Raw genomic sequence first — 18,447 nt, forward strand, 5'->3', positions numbered from 1 at the left:
TTCAGATAGGACAGCGTAGTGAATTTCTTGACGTACTTATCTTGGTTCGTTTCCTTCACTTTTTCCGTGAACGATTTCGTACAAATGGGTGCTAACCATTTACCAAATGAAGAAAATAGAGTATCCTTGTCCATGGGCTTAATCCTTTTCAGTGGATTATGGACAGGAACTACCTGCCATTTCATTGTAAAGGATTTTTTTATGCCCTGATGATAGAAAGGCAGAAGATTATGAACATTCAGAGAAAATTAATGCAACGCCAGTGATTTAGATAATAAATAATTTTCTGATTATTTAATTTCAGAATCTTTACTTCTATTTAAAAAATCTTTACTTCTATTTAAAAAATCTTTACTTCTTTTCGATTCAAAAGCGAAAAAAAGCACAGCCCCTCAACCCTAGAGAGAAGCTGTGCTTTCTTACCTCATAATGAACCGGATACGATACTTCCGCGATAGATAACCGCTTGCCGTTCGGCTCTGCGCGCCACCGCTTGCGCTGAGCAGCTTGCATGAACCAGAACCATGCTGGCCTCGTCGCCGATAGCCGGCCAGACGCGTTCGCCTTCCTTCGTTAACGGAAGCTTGCCGCCTGTAATAAAGCCGAGTGCCTCTGACAGCGACCGCTCATCGCTCCAGCGGAAACGCTCTGCCAGACGCCCGGCTCTTTCCAAGCTGTCTCCTTGGCCGAATGGGGACCAATGATCCGTGATGCTGTCGTCGCCGAGCGAAACCGAGACTCCTTTTTGCTTGAGCAGCGGGAACGGAATCGTCGCCCGGTTGATCGGTACGGTCGATGTGACGGAAATGCCGAGCCGGGCAAACAACTCCGCCACCTCGCTCTGCAGTTCAACCGGAACATCGGCCAGACCAAGGGCGTGGCTCACCGTAACGCGTCCTTGCCAGCCCGCTTCCTCCGTCAGAGCGGCTAGTCTTTTGAAAGTAAACATGCCTAGATGACCCGGATCGTGAATGTGAATATCCACACCGGCGTTCGCCTCTACAGCCAATTCCATAATCGTGTCGAGCGATTTCTCGATGTTTTGATCGACGGTAGCCGGGTCTACGCCGCCCATGAAATTCGCCCCCATACGCAGCGCTTCCCGGGCCATATTCACTACGTTGCTGCGCAGCAGGCCATGCTGCGGGAAGACTACGATTTCATGGGAGAGCTTGCCCGAAAAAGTTTCCAGCGCTTGCAGGGTAGCTTCAAGATTTTTCAAGCCGATGTGGGGGTCAATATTGCAATGCGTTCGGATATGCGTACTCCCGTTCTTCTGCAAAAGACCCAATACCGCTTCCGCCCGCTCTCTGGCTGTCGGCAGCTGACGAGGAAGCAGTGTCTCTTCTTCCTTGATGCGTTTAAAGATATTCACTGGAGGCGTACATGCTTTCCACGGCCCTTCGTAATACGTTTTATCGATGTGAATATGCATATCGCGGAACGCTGGGAGCAGCAGCAGGTTCTTGGCATCCTGTCTCGGCGTTACGTCATCTATCACAGTATTCCCAGAGACGATCTTCGCAATCTTCCCATCTTCAATAAGCAGGTGGCAGATTTCCGTTTCCGTTTCGGCGATGATTCCATTCTCGTAACGGTAGCCGCTCTCCAGACGCACATTAGTCAACCAATAAGTCGAAGCCATGACCATGACTTTTACACCCTTTCTATTGAAGTTCTCTTACAGCAGCTCGGGATCAAAACGTTTCTCGTCCACATAAACCCGTGCATGGCCCCAAAAATATTTGGTCGGTTCCATATACTTCTGCAGGCCCGCACGCTCAATGGTCCGCTTCGCTTCATCATTTGCTTCATCGAGCGCCAGCAGCTCATCTACGGTGAGCACTTTGCGGTCTTCCATTACCAGCTGCCCATCCACAATGACGTTGTCGACGTCGTTCGCTACGGCTTGATACACCAACCGGTGCACATACATGTATTCAGGGGTCAAATGAGGCTGCCGCATGTTCACCGTAATGACATCCGCTTTCTTCCCTGCTTCCAGTGATCCCAGTTCATCATCCCACCCTACGCAGCGAGCTGCGTCTATGGTTACCATTTCCAGCAGCTTGCCGGGAGGCAAATAGTAGTAATCCTTTAGTGCCGCCTGATGCAGCATCTGCGTTTTGCGCATCGCTTGAAACATATCGAAGCTGGCCGATGGCGAAGTGCCGTCCGTCGTAATCGCCACAGTCGCTCCCATCTCGATAAGTTCAGTGATCGGCGTCCGTGCGTTGACTTGTCCAAAGCCTGGAGCGGAACTGACATTCGTGCCGGTTTCGGCCAGAATGCGCGCTTCGTCAAAGGAGATACCGCGGCAATGCTGCAGATGCACGTCAGGCCCCAGCAGCGCGTTCTCTTTATCCTGAATCGCCAAATGGATCATGCCTCCGAAAGCGTCGGAGTGAATCCGCGTGCCATACTTTCTGGCGATCTCGCGAATTTTTTTCGCTTGATATCGGTCATGCTCGGTCAAACCGTACAGCTGATCCGCCGGTGTCGGAGCCGAAGGGTTGACGGACGTGACGATGACAAACGGCGTGATAAAGGCGCGAATGCGATCGTTGTGCGCATGATTGAGCGCTTCAATGACCGCCTCGGCTCCATTCAGCACCTCTTGATACGTCACCTCTCTCGTTATACGCTTGCCGTCTACCCAGCGGCTGAACGGATGAGGCCACGGCGGATTACAAGGACCTGTGCACACAATTTCACGCACGCCGACCTCGGCATAGGCTTTGGCATGATTTAAGGCAAAGATCGGATCGTCCGAGCGCGGCATCGAGCCGAGTACACAGGCCCCCGTCGTCACCCCGGCCTTCAAGCGTTCAAGCGCATTGAGCTTCCCCTCGTAATACCAGAACTCATCCGTGACCATATGCTTATACGTGTGCGTCATAATCGGCATCCAAAAACTGATGTTGTCCATCGCGATCGTCTTGAACATCGAATGGCCGCCATGTCCGTGCGCATCAATCAGTCCGGGCAGCACACAATGATGATGGCAGTCGATTGTTTTGGTCGCTTCATACTTTTCCAGTAGCCGTGCTGTATCGTCTACTTCCAGAATTCTTCCATTATGAATGGCAACGGCACCATCCTCAAGAATGCGCCTTTGTTGATCCATCGTAATGACGACACCGTGAACAAGCTGCAAATCAATCATTCGCGCACCTCTCCCGCGACGATTTGTCCTTGGTAGAAGACAGCCCTGCGCTTCGCTCTTCTTGCGACCGCCTCCGCCGTACATGCGGCATCCACCAGCACCATGTTCGCTTCATCGCCAATCTTCGGCCATGCACGATTGCCTTCCCGATCCAGCGGCGTCTTGCCGCCGGTGATGAAACCGAGAGACTGCGATAAGGAGCGCTCATCAATCCAGCGGAACCGTTCCGCTAAGCGGGTTGCCCGCTCGAGGACGTCGCCGTTGCCGAAAGGCTGCCAGGTATCGAAAATATTGTCGCAGCCGGCGGCAACCGAAACCCCTTTTTCCTGCAGTAATGGAACCGGCGGAATTGTTCTGCTGTGAGGAACACTGGTGATAATCGTAATGCCTGCTTCCGCGAGCATGGCTGCCAGATCAGCCGCCTCTCCGGCAGGCACTTCACCCAGACCGAACGCGTGACTGATTGCCACTCTCCCTTGCATACCCGCTTCCATTGTTAACGCTGCCAAACGCCTCATCGTAAAAGTACCCAAGTAATCCGCATCATGCAGATGCAAATCCACGCCCGCATTCGCCTCAATCGCCAGCTCCATCATTTGCTGCAAAGACCTCTCGATGTCTCCGTCCACGGTTGCAGGATCGACGCCGCCGATTAAGGTAGCGCCTTCACGAAGTGCCGCTCTCACCAGTTCTCTGGACTTGGAACGCAGCAAACCATGCTGCGGAAAAGCCACGATTTCATAAGAAAGCTTCCCCTGATACTGCTCTAACGCCTGCTGCACCGCTTCCAGGTTGCTCAGCCCTGCTTCCGGATAAATATCCACATGCGTCCGCACTTCAGTCGAGCCGGCCCTCAGCAGCGTACCCAGCAGGCCCGCTGCCCGTTCCTTGGTTGTGGTCGGCAGCGAAGGCAGGATCCGTTTTTCCAATTCGCAGCGTTCCACAAGATTGGCTACAGGGATCACAGCGCGCCACTTATCCCCGATCAGGGTCTTATCCAAATGAACATGCTTCTCAATAAACGATGGCAGCAAAAGCAGCTTCTTTCCATCATGCCTCGGAAGATCGGTCTGCAAAGGTGTTTCAGCCGAAACGATTTCACGAATGATACCGCTCTCAATTCGTAAATGACAGATTTCTGTCTCTGTCCCGGCTATCGCCTCATTCTCATACAAATAGCCGCTTTCCAAACGAACGTTGGTTAACCAATAAGCAGAACTCACGAATTGTTCATCCTTCCTTTTCCAAAATTCGGTTTGATTCGCACGTACAACCTCAATTATAAAGAATATTCTGTGTTTTATTTTCAGTATCTTTACCTCTATTTTAAGTATCTTTACGAGTTCATCAAAGCTTATTTACTTCGCATCTTTTTCTGATAACTTTAACTTAACAAAGGAGGTTTGCTGTTATGAATGTTGATTATACCGCACAAAAGCAAGCGCTACCAAAACAGGAACGATCGGTTCGCACGAACAAATGGAGGACGTTTTATCTTAAGTTTCGAAAAAATAAGCTGGCCATGGTCGGCGGGTGCGTCATCCTTTTCTACATCTTTGTCGCGGTCTTCGCACCGCTGCTGGCTCCGCATGACCCTTATCAGATTGAATTAGCGAACAAATTAAAACCGCCCTCAGCCGAGCATTGGATGGGGACAGACGATAAGGGGCGGGACGTGTTAAGCCGGTTGATTTTCGGGACACGCCTCTCACTCTCAGTAGGGTTTGTCGCCGTCTTTATCGGTGCCTTCTTCGGCATCATTCTCGGGTTGTTTGCAGGCTATTACGGAAAATGGCTGGATACGATCATCATGCGCATCATCGACGTGCTGCTTGCCTTTCCCGGCATCTTGCTCGCCCTCGCCATCGTCAGTGCGCTAGGTCCAAACTTAATCAACGTGATGATTGCGATCGGCGTGTTTTCCATTCCGATGTTCGCCCGGATCGTCCGCGGATCCACCCTGTCGGTCAAAAAGCTGGAGTACATCGACGCCATTCGCTCATTGGGAGCCAGCGGTCTTCGGATCATTTTCGTTCACATTTTTCCGAATATTCTTTCTCCGATTATCGTTCAAATCACGCTCAGACTCGCAACCGCCATTCTGTCTGCAGCGGGCTTGTCCTTCCTGGGACTCGGCGCACAGCCGCCATTGCCTGAATGGGGCGCCATGCTGAGCAACGGACGCGATTTTCTTTTTTCAGTGCCATTTTTGGCTTTGTTTCCGGGACTTGCCATCTCGACGTTGGTTATTGGCTTTAACGTATTTGGCGACGGACTCCGGGACGCCTTGGATCCAAGAATGAAACATTAAGCTTATGCTTTCGAAGCAAGTTTTCTCACGAAAACTCTGAGGAGGATATCCATGTTCGTATACATCATTCGCCGGCTGCTTCAGATGATCCCGGTGTTGTTAGGCGTCATTTTAGTCGTATTCCTGATTATGCAGCTCGTTCCGGGGGATCCGGCCGTCTTACTGGCAGGGGAAGGGGCTTCAACAGAAACAGTCGAACGCATCCGCCATCAATTAGGGTTAGATCAGCCGCTTATCATTCAGTATTTCCAATATGTTGCCGATGTGCTTCGGGGTAACTTGGGCATTTCCCTGCGCTCCAATTTGCCTGTACTCAGCGAAATCATGACCCGTCTGCCAATTACGATCGAGCTTGCCGTGGCCAGTATTTTCATCACCATCGTGCTTGGGATGCTCGCAGGCATCATTTCGGCAACCAAGCAGTACACAACAGCTGATATTGCCATCATGATCATTGCATTACTCGGCGTATCCTTGCCCAGCTTCTGTCTCGGTCTTTCACTCATCTACTTTTTTTCCGTAAAATTGCACCTCTTTCCAGTCGCCGGCTGGGGAACATGGAAGCATGTCGTACTCCCTGCTATCACCTTAGGCGCTTCAGGCGCCGCTATTGTCGCCAGGATGACGCGCTCCACCATGCTGGATGTCATTCGCCAGGATTATATTCGCACCGCTAAAGCCAAAGGGTTAAAAGTTCGCGTCGTCATCTATAAGCACGCACTCAAAAATACCTTGATTCCTGTCATTACCGTTGTGGGACTGCAATTCGGAGTATTGCTCGGCGGAACGGTGCTGGTGGAATCCGTGTTTGCCATTAACGGACTCGGACGGCTCATTGTAGATGCCATTCGCATGCGCGACTTGCCTATGGTACAGGGCGGCGTGCTTGTCGCCTCGGTCATTTTCGTCATCGTCAACCTTGCCGTCGACGTACTTTATCGCAACTTCAACAAACGGATCGAGCTGGATTAAATGGGGGGAACAGGATGCTTAAACAACAAGAAAAGGTTTTGGAAGTCAGCAATCTTCAGACACATTTCTTTACCAGTGAAGGCGTAAGCAGAGCGGTCGACGGCATTGACTTTACGCTTTACAAAGGGGAAACCCTGGGGCTTGTCGGAGAATCCGGCTGCGGCAAAAGTATTACTTCGCTTTCCATCCTGCAGTTGATCGCAAGCCCTCCCGGAAAAATCGTGAACGGAGAAATTCGTTTCAAGGGAGAAGATTTAGTCAAAAAAACAGAAAACGAGATGCGCTCGATTCGCGGCAACAAAATCTCGATGATTTTTCAAGAACCAATGACTTCTTTGAACCCTGTTTACTCGGTCGGAGAGCAAATCGCGGAAGTGTTCCGTCATCACCAAAAGCTTGGAAGAAAGGAAGCCTGGGATAAAGCCGTAGACATGCTCCGCTTGGTAGGCATTCCATCCCCGGAGAAACGCGCCAAACAGGAGCCGTTTGAATTATCCGGCGGTATGCGGCAGCGGGTCATGATTGCCATGGCGATGGCTTGCAATCCGGAAATCCTGATTGCCGACGAGCCGACCACCGCTCTCGATGTCACCGTACAAGCGCAAATCCTGGATTTGATGAAGCTGCTGCAGAAGCAATTGGGCATGAGCATCATCATGATCACCCATGATTTGGGCGTCGTCTCCGAAACATGCGATCGTGTTGCCGTCATGTATGCCGGCAAGATCGTGGAATACAGCACAGCCGGCGAGCTGTTTGATAATCCCAAGCATCCCTATACGAAGGGATTGTTGAACTCGCTGCCTCGTCCGGACCAAGACCAGGAAGAACTGCAGGCTATTCAGGGGAGCGTTGCCCTACAACATGCCTGCCGGATGCCGCTTTGCTCCGCGCTGTCCCCACGCGACAGACCTATGCTTAAACAGACTTCCGGAACTTACCGAAGCCGACAACGGCAGCCAGGTCCGCTGCTGGATCTACACACCGGAGTGGGACGTACAGCCGGAAGCGAATACGATTACGAAGGGAGCACGCATATGACCTTACCTGTGGAGCATCGCCAAGACAAGCACCCTTTAGTCCAAATCAGCCATCTGAAACAATACTTTCCGATCAAAGGCGGCATCTTCGGGAGAACGGTCAACCATGTCAAGGCCGTAGACGATATCAGCTTTACCATCTATGAAGGAGAGACGCTAAGCATCGTAGGTGAATCCGGGTGTGGCAAATCAACCACAGGACGTGCTATATTACGACTGGACGAACCTACGGACGGGGATATCCGCTTTCAAGATCTGGATGTGCTTAACCTGAACAAGAGCGAGCTTAGAAAGCTTCGCAAGCACATGCAGGTCATTTTCCAGGATCCGTTCGCTTCGCTCAATCCTCGGCAAACCGTCAGACAAATCCTCAGCGAAGCGCTGGCGATTCAAGATGTCATTCCGAAGGAGAAACGGCTGGAGCGAATCCAGGAACTGCTGGCCCATGTAGGTTTACGCGATGACCATATCGACAGGTATCCGCACGAATTCAGCGGCGGCCAGCGCCAACGGATCGGTATCGCACGCGCACTGGCCGTGGAGCCTAAACTCATCATCTGCGATGAAGCCGTATCCGCCCTGGATGTATCCATCCAAGCCCAGGTGCTGAACCTGCTGAAAAAGCTGCAGAACCAATATAAGCTGACTTATTTGTTCATTTCTCATGATTTAGGCGTAGTGCGCCATATCTCGGACCGGGTGATGGTGATGTACCTGGGTAAAATCGTAGAAATCGCGGATAAAAAAACACTGTTCGACAATCCGCAGCATCCTTACACCCAAGCGTTGCTTTCCGCGATTCCCGTACTGGGCCAAAAGGAAAAGAAAGAGCGAATCCTGTTAACGGGCGATGTTCCCTCGCCGATCAATCCGCCGCTGGGATGCCGCTTCAATACACGCTGCCCGCATGCCGTCGAAGCGTGCAAAACCAAGGAACCTGAGCTTCGTTTTACCGAAGAAGGACATCAGGTCGCCTGTCATCTGGTAAACGGATAAAGCAGCTCATACTTTATAAACTAATTTAAGATAATATGGAAGCAACCATAACCTGTAAAGCAGAAGGGATCCCATGCTTAGCTTTGAGGGCTTTACCATACTCATTTTGTTTTTCATCTTGGCTCCAATTATTGGAGCTATTACTTTATTATTTCTGTTTGTTTTTGAAAAGCGCATTGACCTGTTGGAAAACAAAGCGAAAAAAATCGAGCTGGAAAAAGAGCTGCAGCAGTCGCTGTACAGTCAGTTAAATCAGCAGATCCAGCCCCATTTTTTATTCAATACCTTGAACGTTATTTTAACTTTGGCCCGTTTGGGACGTACGGAGGAATTAGTTCGGGCGCTGGAAGTCTTTTCCCAATTTCTTAAATTCAAGTACAAATCCACCGAACCCTTGATCCCTCTTCGGGAGGAGATTCGCTACACGGAGTACTACATCGAGATCCAGAAGCTGCGTTTCGGCTCCCGCCTCACGGTAACGCTAGAGTGTGATGAGGCCATCCTGGAAGCTTATATTCCACCCTATGTTTTGCAAACGATCGTCGAGAATGCGTTCAAACACGGGCTGGAGCGGCAAATGGGCGGGGTTGTTCTGAACATCCGCTTTCTCTGTGACAATGAATACGTTATTCTGCTGGTTTTCGATAATGGCCGGGTGGAACCGGAGGCGATGCCGGACGAGAATAAAAGCGGGCATGGCCTCGACAACATTCGGCGCCGGCTGCATTTATATTTCGGGGATCGGGCCGGCATATCCATGCAATCCATCTCTGAAACAGGTACCGAAGTGCAAGTGAAGTGGCCATACATCTCAGAGCTTAATGTAAAAGAGGTGCCCAAATGAATGTATTGCTGGTCGACGACGAGCCCCTTGAACTGGAACAGCTTGAATATCTGATTAATCCCTTATTCCCGTTTTGGAAGCTGTACAAAGCCTCTGACAGTTGTCAGGCTGTAGCGATTAGCCAGAAGGTTAAGATTCACCTTGCTTTTCTGGATATTAATTTGCCGGGAAAGTCAGGTTTGGAGCTTGGAGAAGAATTGCGCCAGCACAATCCGGACATCGAGCTGATCATCGTGACCGCTTATCAAAACTTTCATTATGCCAAGCAGTCTATCCGCCTAGGTGTGGTTGATTATATGACGAAACCGGTCATTCAAAGCGAATTGGTTGATATTCTGGGCAAATACCGTGACCGAATGCCTCATGCCAATTACTCGCACGTTATTTATGACGCCTTAACGATCATCCATGAAAAGTTTGCGGACAAGCTCTCGCTTGCCGACATTGCCGCCGAGGTGCACATTAACCCGACCTATTTAAGCCGCCGCTTTCATGATGAGGTAGGCGTTTCTTTCTCTGAGTATTTGATGCAATACCGCATTGATGTCTCCAAGAAATACCTGATCGCCCACCCGGACTGGAGCATATCTACCGTGGCTGAGAAAGCCGGTTTTAACAGCCAGCATTACTTTTGTACGATTTTCCGCAAGAGCTTGAACCTGACACCTAAAGAATATCGCGAGAGGGAGAAATAACCTTGCAGTACCAATCATTTCGTGAATATGTTCAGGGCGCCGCCAAGATCGGCATAGGTGTCGGTGTCATATCGATCCTGGCGAGATGGGTGACGGGCAATACCATCTTCGCTTCACCCGAGGCACTGGTCAAATATGGCATCTTCGGCGGAATCGGCTACGCACTGATGGGTGCGATCGCTCTCATGTCTTTTGGTTGGCTTGGAAAAAGAGTGCGCAAAGAGCTCGCTGAAGGACAGACGATCGGCGATTTTTTTCAAGTCAAGCTTCACCGACTTGGTTATTGGATGATGATCGCGATCCTGCTGATCATCAGTATCGAAGGCATGTTTGTACAGGGTATGGCCGCGGGCGTATTGACCAACATCTTGTTCGGCATCCCGATTTCCATCGGCATGCTCTGTTTTTTCCTCTGCTGCGTCTTGTACGTGGGGTTCGGCGGGATTGTACTTATTCATCGTTTGGCCTTCGTTCAAGTCATCTTTATGTTTACCGCGGCCATACTCCTTCCGCTTTACTTCTTTATTGAAAGAGGCGTGGAGCATGTATATCAGGGAATTCGCTTGTATCATCCCTACCTGCTTGTGCTGAACAATCATGAGGGGTTATTTTTTATCGTCACGGGCTTACTAATCGGCTTCGGGCAGGTATTTATCGACCAAGCATCCTGGCAGCGTCTCTACATGATTGAAGAGAAAAAAATCGTGCCCACTTTCCTGCTTTCCGGGCTCATTTGGGCAACCGTCCCTTTAGCCTTTTCATCGCTGATCATGATCGTTATTTTTACCGGCGGCTTTCACAACATCTACTCGCTGCTTTATGACCTGATCCGCAAAATCGATACGGTGTTCTTATTGGTCTTGTTCGTCCTCTGTTCTTTCGGGGCCATCATTTCCGCGTTCGGAGCCGGGCTGCATTCGATGATCAGTCTGATCGTGGGCAACGTGTATCCTTACTTTAATCCAGGCGCGGATGAAAAACAGAAGATGCGAATGGGCTACATGATTGCGATTGTTATCGGCGTGCTCTCCTTTGCGCTTACCTATTATTTCACACCGACGCTTTTGGAGCTGCTCCTCTTCTTTGGCATTATTTATGCGGCGCTCATCGTCCCTGTCCTGGCCATTGTGCTATACAAAGGCAAAACTGACAATTTCGTCCCTCTTAGCGCACTAATCGGAATGGCTTCAGGCTACGCTAGCTGGTATAAAGTCGGAAACCTGGATGCCGTGTGGGTTAGCATGATGGTGTCCAGCCTGCTCGTTATGATGCATTTGGGAAGCAAGCTGCTGAAGAAACAATTAGGAAATCATTGAGAGGAATTTACCTGTATGCTTCGTTCCTATTTGCTGTTAATGGTTTGCGTGACAATATGGGGGAGCAATTTTGTGTTCGGGAACCTGCTTGTTAAGCAGTTCTCCCCTCTTTTTCTATGCATGGGCCGCCTGTTTTTTATCTCCCTGTTTTTACTCAGCTATACATGGGTTCGGCGTCGTTTCATCGCTATACACCAACATGAGTGGAAACTGCTCATCCTCCTCGGCATAATCGGCGTATTTATCAACCAGTGGTCATTTTATCAAGGACTTCAAACGGCAGACCCGACCACATCGGCGCTTATTCTCGCATTAACCCCTATCACGACTGCCCTATTAGCCGTATTATTCTTAAAAGAAACCTTCACGATGGCCATGTTGATAGGCTCTCTCGCGGCCATTTCCGGTGTGTTTCTCGTCGTTTATAATGGCACGGAGCTTCACTTTACGATCGGCCATCTCTGGATTTTCGTAACGATGTTGACTTTTGCAATTTCCATTGTACTCGTAAGATTGCTTTCCCGAAGGCTCCCTCCCCTGATTACTACGGTATATTCCACATTGATTGGGTTCGGTACGATCGTACCGGTCGCATTGAGTCAAGGAACAGGCTGGGTGGTCAGTCATGAAGGTTGGGCGTGGGCCTTGTTATTGTTGACCGCCATCTTGATGCACGGCGTGGTTACCCTCATTTGGAACAGCCAGTTGCAAAAGGTCGGAGCAGCCAAAGCAGCGATGTTCTCAAATCTGGAGCCGTTCGTCGCCATGGTCGTCGGCTATCTGGTACTCGGCCAGCTCGTTACTTCGCAGCAGCTGCTTGGTTCCTTGTTCATCGTAGGCGGCGTTACGTTGGCATCATTAACGCTTCCCAAGAAGAAATCGCCAAGCGCGCTTCCGCATTAGCATGCGTGAAAATGCCCGCTTGATACGTTTTTCACGCCTTATGCGTAACCAACTTCAAAAAACTTGCCTTTACTTGTGGTACGGTTCACCGCGCTGTCTGTAACGGCAAGTCATTTGGGTTCTCTCCGTTGTTACTGGTCTACCGTTATAAAATAGCGATAGATTTTATTTAGTTTTTCCTTATGTCTTCCCCGTGGACTCTCCATGCTTCCAAACTCAAAGAACTTCACTTTTTTGATGCCTACAAAGTTAAAAAGCGCTTTTCGCATTAATGTTTTGTGGGCGTTATTCAACCAAATGAATGGATAATGAGTCGGTCCCTTCATACTCGAGATGCAAACTACCGACTTTCCCTTCAGAAGTCCTTCCGGAAAAAGTCCGCCAGTCTCTTTATAAGCAAATCCCGAAGCAAACATTTGGTCTATATATCCCAAGAGCATAGCCGGAGGGCGGCCCCACCAGATTGGATATACAAAAACAATTTTGTCAGCCCACCTAAGTTGATCTCGGTATTTAGCGAGGTCCGGGTCGGCATGCATATCTCTCCTGCGTTTGTTCTCGTTAAAAATCAGGACCGGGTTGAAGCCCTCCTCATACAAATCCAAGACTTTTACCTCTTCTATCTTCGCATTCTCCTTGCATCCTCTAATGACCTCCTGCAAAAATGCATAGCTTAAGCTCTGTTGATTCGGATGCGTGTAGATAACCAGCGTTTTCATCTTCTCGCCCCTTTTACTTATCATTTGATAAGCAAAGACTAGCACACCTCGTTTATACTTGTCAATTGATAATTGTTTTTTGATAAATAATTTGCTACTATGGCAGTAAGAGGTGAGCTTATGGATAACAACGCCATATTTCGTAAATTTGTGGCCTTCACAGCCGCCGTCCACCAAATAACGAACGAGTTGACAAAAGATGTTAAATCTGAAGCGATTACGTTGGTTCAATATAAAATACTCGAATATATTGCCGTCAGTCAGCCTGTTACTCTCAGTGAAATCAGTGAATGTATGCATATGTCCATGCCAAACACAAGTCGCGAGATGAGGAAATTAAGCGAAAAACAACTGTGTGAAAAAGTTACCGTTACCGAAGACAGGCGGAAGCAATTTATTCGGCTTTCCGAAAAAGGGGAAGCGATGATGAACGAGGCTTTTCGACGCATTGAAGCCCGGTTCGTCCAACGCATAGGAACGATTTCCGATGAAGAACTGGAGGAAATTGAGCGTGCGCTCGATCTTCTTCATACCAAAGTGTTTTATTAAAGACGAGCCGAAGGCTCACTTGCCGTTACGATTACGGTTCAGCCTATCATCTCTAAGACGAAATTTTCAGGGCACCCTGAGGCAAGGGTGCCCTGATTCAATCCACTCCATCCCCTCCGCGTGACTTATTTTGACCCTTCGAAGATACCGATCAATCATTGTTACCATCCCCACTAGCTCATGGACGAGGTCCCCCCCTCACCAATGCCACCTTCTAACCTTATCCAACGTTTTCGACATGCGCAGGGCGGTTACCGGCTTCTTCAGATAATCCAGCGCTCCCATCTCGAAAGCTTTGATCGCATAATCGTCACTTGCGGTTACGAAAACGACCTTTATGGAAGCATCGAGATCAAGCAACAAGCTGGACAGCCTAAACCCGCTCATTTCCCGCATGAGAATATCTACAAATACGATATCTATCGAATTCGCCTTTACATAATCATAGGCTTCCAGAGGATTCAAAAACACATGGCATATTTCGATATCGCTGCTCTTTTCCAGTATCTTCTTCAACTGCTTTGCCGATAAAGCTTTGTCATCCACGATCATGGCTCGCAACATGATTCAACCTCCAATACGCCTGATCGGCAGCAGGGGAATCCAGATCATTCAAAAACAAGGCTGCCTTGAATTTGACTTCAAAGCAGCCTTGCAAAATGTTCATTTACTTGCCCTTGTGCGCCAGCATTTTCAGCAGCACCGTAACCGCCTCTGCTCTTGTCGTTTTATCGCCCGGAGCAAATTGGTTCGCGCCTTTTCCTTCGATAATGCCGAGCTATTTCATGGCCGCCACAGAGCCTTTCGCCCAGTCCGGGATGTCCTTGTCGTCCGCGAAGCCTGTTGCCATAGTCGCTGTGCCGACCCATCTCAACGAATCGTCCGGAAAACGACTGACGATACCGGCGCTTGCATCTTGCCGTCAGTCGCCCCAATAACCGTTAATGATGGAGTCAGGTCATCTTTAATCAAGATACCCCGGATAAACGATCATCTCCGGAGCAGCCCTGTTTCAGCTTGGAATTCTACGAATTTCCGCTGTCGATCAGCTTGGCCTTGATCAGCATCCGCTGCACGATGGCCGCCGTCTCCGCTCGGGTGATGTTGCTGGCCGGCTGCAGTCCCGCATCCGAGCCTGAGACGAGTCCGATCTTCACCGTCGCCGCAACCGCCTGCTTCGCCCATGCGTCTACCGCCGAGCCATCCGCAAAGGAGGCAAGCACGGCGTCTGCGTCCGCTTTACTGACGCTTGCATCAAGTCCTGTGATCTTTATCGCCCGCGTGATGATCGCCATTGCTTCTTCGCGGGTGATCGTTTGGCCCGGGCGGAATGTTCCGTCCTCGTATCCGTCGATGATGCCGTACTCCTGAGCTTTCGCCACCGCGCCGGCATACCAATCGCCAAACTTCACATCTTTAAAAGCAGTGGCGTTTCCATCCTCGGCCAGTCCCAGCGCCCGCACGATGATCGCCGCGAACTCGGCGCGGGTGATGGCCGCATCCGGTTTGAAATGCGTTGCATCTGCGCCAGTGACAATCATCCGTGATGCCATATCGTTCACAGCGGCTTGGGACCAGTGTCCTGCCACGTCCGCGAACGTCACCGGGTGCCAGATCAGCGTATACGTGCTGTTCGTCAAACTGTTTACGACCGCGTAGTATTTTCCGTCGCGAAGCGTGATGCGGGTTGGGACATGATGAACGGTTCCATCCGCCGCAAGCACGGTTGCGGTTGTAACCTTCTTCGGATCTACGCCCTCCGGCAGCGGAATTTCGCGCTCCACGTAGGAGCTGAACTTGTCTACCATCACCGTCTTGCCATTATACGTGGCGGTCACTGTGAAATCAACCGGCGGCACGACGATACTGAACTCGCCTTTCCCCGCCGAGCTTTCCACCAGCTTGACTTTCTCCGCATCGCTTTTCGCAATTTCCACATGGACGACAATGTCCGAAAGCTTCGCTTGCCCGCCAAGCTGCGAGGCCAAGCGGTCGATCACGATCTGCTCTGCAGGCAGCTTGTAATTCCCGTTGGGCGTCTGCACTTCCAACGTCGCCTGCTTGTTTTCCATGGCTTTTACCGTATCCCCGGTCAGAACCGCATCCACTTTGTCTGCGTTCACCGTGGCTGCCGGAATCGTGACGACCGGTCTGTCCCCCTCTTGCGCCAGCTGCGCCGCTAAACTGTCGGCATCTACTTTGGCCGTCAGTACGGTCTTCCCGTTCTCTTCGGTTGTAGTACCTGTAGCTATTTGATTATATTCCTTGCCGTTCACCAAGAGGTGGAATGCTGCAGGGATGTCAGACGGGCTGCTGCCCGTTGAGGTCGAGCCGGACGATGACGAATGGGCCGCTTTGCGCGTCACCGCCACGGTGTACGTCTTTGTCGTGCCATCCTGTGCGGTTATAATGATGTTGATTGTGTTAGACCCGACATTCAGGTTTAATGCGCCGCTTGCCTGACCGCTCGCAACCGCTGCGTTGTTCACTGTCATCGTTGCGTTGCTGTCATAGACGCTGGCCGTTACCGTTATGGTGGATACGCTATTCCCCACACTTGCAAGATACTCGCTTGTTCCGGTTGAAAACGCAGGGGTTAGCGTACCGCTCGACAGCGTCAATCCGCTTAGGTCGGTATTGCTGCTCTTTGCACGGTTGAGAGTAAGAGTATACGTATTCTGCGTCAGATCCTGCGCTGTCACCACAATCTGAATCGGGTTAGACCCGACAACCAAGTTTGAAGCATTATAAGCATACACATTGCCCGTTACTGAACTGTAAGTCGCACCAGTAACCGTGAGCGTTTGGTTGGGATCTCCTTTGGTCACGAACATATTGAGACTCGAAACGGTGTACGGCACGCTTACACTATAATTCGATTGCGATGTCGAAAATGCCGTTGTTAACGTTCCTTGATCTACGGACAAGCCCGACAACAACGCATTTGCAGATTGCCATTGAGCATACAACGTCACATTCGACGCACCCATCGGGAACGATGCACCGGGAGAATAGCTCGTTCCGCTTCCATCCGCCGCCGTGTTCCAACCTGCGAACGTGTAGCCCACCTTCACCAGATTTCCGTTGTTGCCATATACCGACACTGTGACTCCCGGCGTATAGGTGCCGCTATCGGTCGGCGCACTGCCGGACGTAGCGCCGTTGCTGTTATAAACCACTGAAAGGTTGGGTTCGGGAGTTGCGCTCGCTTCGCTGGAGTTGCCGCTACTTCCTCCCGCGTTGCTTGCTTTGACCACGAAGTAATAGGTCGTCCCGTTCGTCAGGCCTGTTGCCTGGTAACTGTAGGTCGAACCTGTCACTGTCGCGACAGGGGTGGAGCCATACGAACCAGAAGCCATTCCCTCGTACACACTGTAGGTGACCGCCCCTGAAACACCGCTCCAAGTTAGCGTCACTTGCCCGTTCCCGGCAGTTGCTGAAAGTGCTGTGGGCGCTGAAGGCGTCGCCGGGTTCACCGTCACCGCCACGACGTTGCTCCTCGCGATCGCCGTCCGCCCGTTGTTCGTGTTTATCACTACGACATAGTAGTACGTCGTGCCGACTACAGTGGTCGGTGCCGCGTACGAAGCGTTCGTCGCCCCGCTGACCGCAGTGCCTTCTATATTGCTGTTCGTCGCGTACCACTGGTAGCTCAGCGTTCCGCCGTCGTTCACCGTAGCCGTTATGCTGAGCGACGGGCTCGTGGCGCCCACGTTCACCGTTGCTCCCTTCGGCTGCGCCGTGATGCTCGGCCTCGCCGGGTTCACCGTCACCGCCACGGCGTTGCTCGTCGCGGTCGACGTCTGCCCGTTGGTCGTGTTCGTCACTACGACATAGTAGTAAGTCGTGCTGCCGACTACAGTGGTCGGTGCCGCGTACGAGGCGTTCGTCGCCCCGCTGACCACGATGCCTCCCGCGTTGCTGTTCGTCGTGTTGCTGTACCACTGGTAGCTCAGCGTTCCGCCGTCGCTCACCGTAGCCGTTACGCTGAGCGACGGGCTCGTGGCGCCTACGTTCACCGTTGCTCCCGTCGGCTGCGCCGTGATGTTCGGCGTCGCCGGGTTCACCGTCACCGCCACGGCGTTGCTCGTCGCGGTCGACGTCTGCCCATTGTTCGTGTTCGTCACCACGACATAGTAGTACGTCGTGCCGACTACAGTGGTCGGTGCCGCGTACGAGGCGTTCGTCGCCCCGCTGACCGCGATGCCTCCCGCGTTGCTGTTCGTCGTGTTGCTGTACCACTGGTAGCTCAGCGTTCCGCCGTCGCTCACCGTAGCCGTTACGCTGAGCGACGGGCTCGTGGCGCCCACGTTCACCGTTGCTCCCGTCGGCTGCGCCGTGATGCTCGGCCTCGCTTGGCTCGCGTCTGACTGAAGACTCGTTAGGTAACTCTGCCCATCTCCGTTCGCTGTGACTTTAAATGTATATTTTCCCGTTCCATTGCTCGTAATCAGTGATGAAAAATCGGTTGTGTTTACATTCGATCCTACTAAAACTGGTGAGCCTACAGCGGTGCCATCCTTGTACAGTTGAATGCTGTAACCTGACGCATTTACTACTGAATTCCATACGGCATTTGTTCCATTCCAGCTTAAATTTGTAGGTGGTGCAAGTCTGGTAAACGCTGTCTGAGCTGTCAAGTTTGCAGGAAAAGTGCTGTCAAAAGATGCTTTTAAAGTATAACTTCCTGTACTTAGAGACGGTATGTTGATGGGTGCTGTGAAATTATTAGTCCCGTCTTTAGTGATGGTCGCACTGGCGATATTCCCTACAGGCTGTCCGTTGGAATCAAAAAATTGATAGTAAATGGTAGTTGAAGTGCCTGTATAATACCCCGACGCGGTTGCTGTTATCCCATCAGGATTCATTGAAACTGCTAACGGCGACATCAACGTGTTGAACTTTACAGCCGCTAAGACATTCCCTACTGCGTCAT

The 18,447-nt window shown here is 51.0% G+C and carries 14 protein-coding genes and 2 pseudogenes; 10 read left to right on the plus strand and 6 right to left on the minus strand.

The features are described from left to right. Positions 1-424 precede the first annotated feature (424 nt). Genes O9H85_RS24450 through O9H85_RS24460 form a run of 3 tightly spaced genes read right to left on the minus strand, consistent with a single transcriptional unit; the run spans position 425 to position 4,389 of the window. Complete coding sequence (locus tag O9H85_RS24450) at positions 425-1,651, minus strand: amidohydrolase family protein (RefSeq protein ID WP_269884031.1); 1,227 nt, start codon at positions 1,649-1,651, stop codon at positions 425-427. Between the two features lie 30 nt (positions 1,652-1,681). Then, positions 1,682-3,166 (minus strand): amidohydrolase family protein, encoded by a 1,485-nt coding sequence (locus tag O9H85_RS24455; RefSeq protein ID WP_269884032.1) that lies wholly within the window; start codon positions 3,164-3,166, stop codon positions 1,682-1,684. Further along, positions 3,163-4,389 (minus strand): amidohydrolase, encoded by a 1,227-nt coding sequence (locus O9H85_RS24460; RefSeq protein WP_269884033.1) that lies wholly within the window; start codon positions 4,387-4,389, stop codon positions 3,163-3,165. The genes O9H85_RS24455 and O9H85_RS24460 overlap by 4 nt, the downstream gene beginning before the upstream one ends. A 188-nt stretch (positions 4,390-4,577) precedes the next feature. Here O9H85_RS24460 and nikC point away from each other — a divergent pair, with 188 nt between their 5' ends. The 8 genes and pseudogenes from nikC to O9H85_RS24500 all read left to right on the plus strand — a co-directional run bounded on the left by nikC (position 4,578) and on the right by O9H85_RS24500 (position 12,243). Then, on the plus strand, positions 4,578-5,477 hold the full coding sequence (gene nikC / locus O9H85_RS24465; RefSeq protein ID WP_269884034.1) for a nickel transporter permease: 900 nt from the start codon (positions 4,578-4,580) through the stop codon (positions 5,475-5,477). Between the two features lie 51 nt (positions 5,478-5,528). Beyond that, complete coding sequence (locus O9H85_RS24470) at positions 5,529-6,449, plus strand: ABC transporter permease (RefSeq protein ID WP_269884035.1); 921 nt, start codon at positions 5,529-5,531, stop codon at positions 6,447-6,449. 14 nt (positions 6,450-6,463) lie between these two features. Further along, positions 6,464-7,490: pseudogene (locus tag O9H85_RS24475) on the plus strand (ABC transporter ATP-binding protein). Between the two features lie 26 nt (positions 7,491-7,516). Then, a pseudogene (locus O9H85_RS24480) lies at positions 7,517-8,485 on the plus strand (ABC transporter ATP-binding protein); the annotation flags it as partial. Positions 8,486-8,558: 73 nt separating this feature from the next. Beyond that, positions 8,559-9,329, plus strand: coding sequence for a sensor histidine kinase (locus O9H85_RS24485; RefSeq protein WP_269884037.1), 771 nt, complete (start codon positions 8,559-8,561; stop codon positions 9,327-9,329). Further along, the gene (locus O9H85_RS24490) at positions 9,326-10,024 is read left to right on the plus strand and encodes a response regulator transcription factor (protein WP_269884038.1); all 699 of its coding nucleotides are present in this window, start codon (positions 9,326-9,328) and stop codon (positions 10,022-10,024) included. The genes O9H85_RS24485 and O9H85_RS24490 overlap by 4 nt, the downstream gene beginning before the upstream one ends. Positions 10,025-10,026: 2 nt before the next feature. After that, positions 10,027-11,340 (plus strand): sodium:solute symporter family transporter, encoded by a 1,314-nt coding sequence (locus O9H85_RS24495; RefSeq protein ID WP_269884039.1) that lies wholly within the window; start codon positions 10,027-10,029, stop codon positions 11,338-11,340. Positions 11,341-11,355: 15 nt separating this feature from the next. Continuing rightward, positions 11,356-12,243, plus strand: coding sequence for a DMT family transporter (locus tag O9H85_RS24500; RefSeq protein ID WP_269884040.1), 888 nt, complete (start codon positions 11,356-11,358; stop codon positions 12,241-12,243). A 131-nt stretch (positions 12,244-12,374) separates the two neighbouring features. Here O9H85_RS24500 and O9H85_RS24505 read toward each other — a convergent pair whose 3' ends face one another. After that, positions 12,375-12,962 carry an NAD(P)H-dependent oxidoreductase gene (locus O9H85_RS24505; protein WP_269884041.1) on the minus strand — a complete coding sequence of 196 codons (588 nt, stop codon included), beginning with the start codon at positions 12,960-12,962 and terminating at the stop codon, positions 12,375-12,377. A gap of 120 nt (positions 12,963-13,082) precedes the next feature. Here O9H85_RS24505 and O9H85_RS24510 point away from each other — a divergent pair, with 120 nt between their 5' ends. Beyond that, positions 13,083-13,511 carry a MarR family winged helix-turn-helix transcriptional regulator gene (locus O9H85_RS24510; protein ID WP_269884042.1) on the plus strand — a complete coding sequence of 143 codons (429 nt, stop codon included), beginning with the start codon at positions 13,083-13,085 and terminating at the stop codon, positions 13,509-13,511. A gap of 198 nt (positions 13,512-13,709) precedes the next feature. On the opposite strand, the gene O9H85_RS24515 is transcribed toward O9H85_RS24510, so the two are convergent. Next, a complete protein-coding gene (locus tag O9H85_RS24515) occupies positions 13,710-14,075 on the minus strand; it encodes a LytR/AlgR family response regulator transcription factor (RefSeq protein WP_269884043.1) in 366 nt (121 codons plus the stop codon). Between the two features lie 95 nt (positions 14,076-14,170). Here O9H85_RS24515 and O9H85_RS38220 point away from each other — a divergent pair, with 95 nt between their 5' ends. Further along, positions 14,171-14,449: a hypothetical protein gene (locus O9H85_RS38220; protein ID WP_269884044.1), complete on the plus strand. Its 279-nt coding sequence runs from the start codon at positions 14,171-14,173 to the stop codon at positions 14,447-14,449. Between the two features lie 87 nt (positions 14,450-14,536). On the opposite strand, the gene O9H85_RS24525 is transcribed toward O9H85_RS38220, so the two are convergent. Beyond that, entirely contained in the window at positions 14,537-17,821 is a 3,285-nt protein-coding gene (locus O9H85_RS24525) for an S-layer homology domain-containing protein (RefSeq protein WP_269884045.1), read from the minus strand. Between the last annotated feature and the right edge of the window lie 626 nt (positions 17,822-18,447).

This window comes from Paenibacillus gyeongsangnamensis (genome assembly GCF_027533625.1).
In the GTDB taxonomy this organism is placed as follows: domain Bacteria; phylum Bacillota; class Bacilli; order Paenibacillales; family NBRC-103111; genus Paenibacillus_G; species Paenibacillus_G gyeongsangnamensis.

Excerpts from the sequence above, each read along its gene's own strand:
- O9H85_RS24450 (WP_269884031.1), bottom strand. The coding sequence starts at position 1,651 with ATGGTCATGGCTTCGACTTATTGGTTGACTAATGTGCGTCTGGAGAGC.
- O9H85_RS24455 (WP_269884032.1), bottom strand. The coding sequence starts at position 3,166 with ATGATTGATTTGCAGCTTGTTCACGGTGTCGTCATTACGATGGATCAA.
- nikC (WP_269884034.1), top strand. The coding sequence starts at position 4,578 with ATGAATGTTGATTATACCGCACAAAAGCAAGCGCTACCAAAACAGGAA.
- O9H85_RS24470 (WP_269884035.1), top strand. The coding sequence starts at position 5,529 with ATGTTCGTATACATCATTCGCCGGCTGCTTCAGATGATCCCGGTGTTG.
- O9H85_RS24485 (WP_269884037.1), top strand. The coding sequence starts at position 8,559 with ATGCTTAGCTTTGAGGGCTTTACCATACTCATTTTGTTTTTCATCTTG.
- O9H85_RS24490 (WP_269884038.1), top strand. The coding sequence starts at position 9,326 with ATGAATGTATTGCTGGTCGACGACGAGCCCCTTGAACTGGAACAGCTT.
- O9H85_RS24500 (WP_269884040.1), top strand. The coding sequence starts at position 11,356 with ATGCTTCGTTCCTATTTGCTGTTAATGGTTTGCGTGACAATATGGGGG.
- O9H85_RS24505 (WP_269884041.1), bottom strand. The coding sequence starts at position 12,962 with ATGAAAACGCTGGTTATCTACACGCATCCGAATCAACAGAGCTTAAGC.
- O9H85_RS24510 (WP_269884042.1), top strand. The coding sequence starts at position 13,083 with ATGGATAACAACGCCATATTTCGTAAATTTGTGGCCTTCACAGCCGCC.
- O9H85_RS24515 (WP_269884043.1), bottom strand. The coding sequence starts at position 14,075 with ATGTTGCGAGCCATGATCGTGGATGACAAAGCTTTATCGGCAAAGCAG.
- O9H85_RS38220 (WP_269884044.1), top strand. The coding sequence starts at position 14,171 with ATGTTCATTTACTTGCCCTTGTGCGCCAGCATTTTCAGCAGCACCGTA.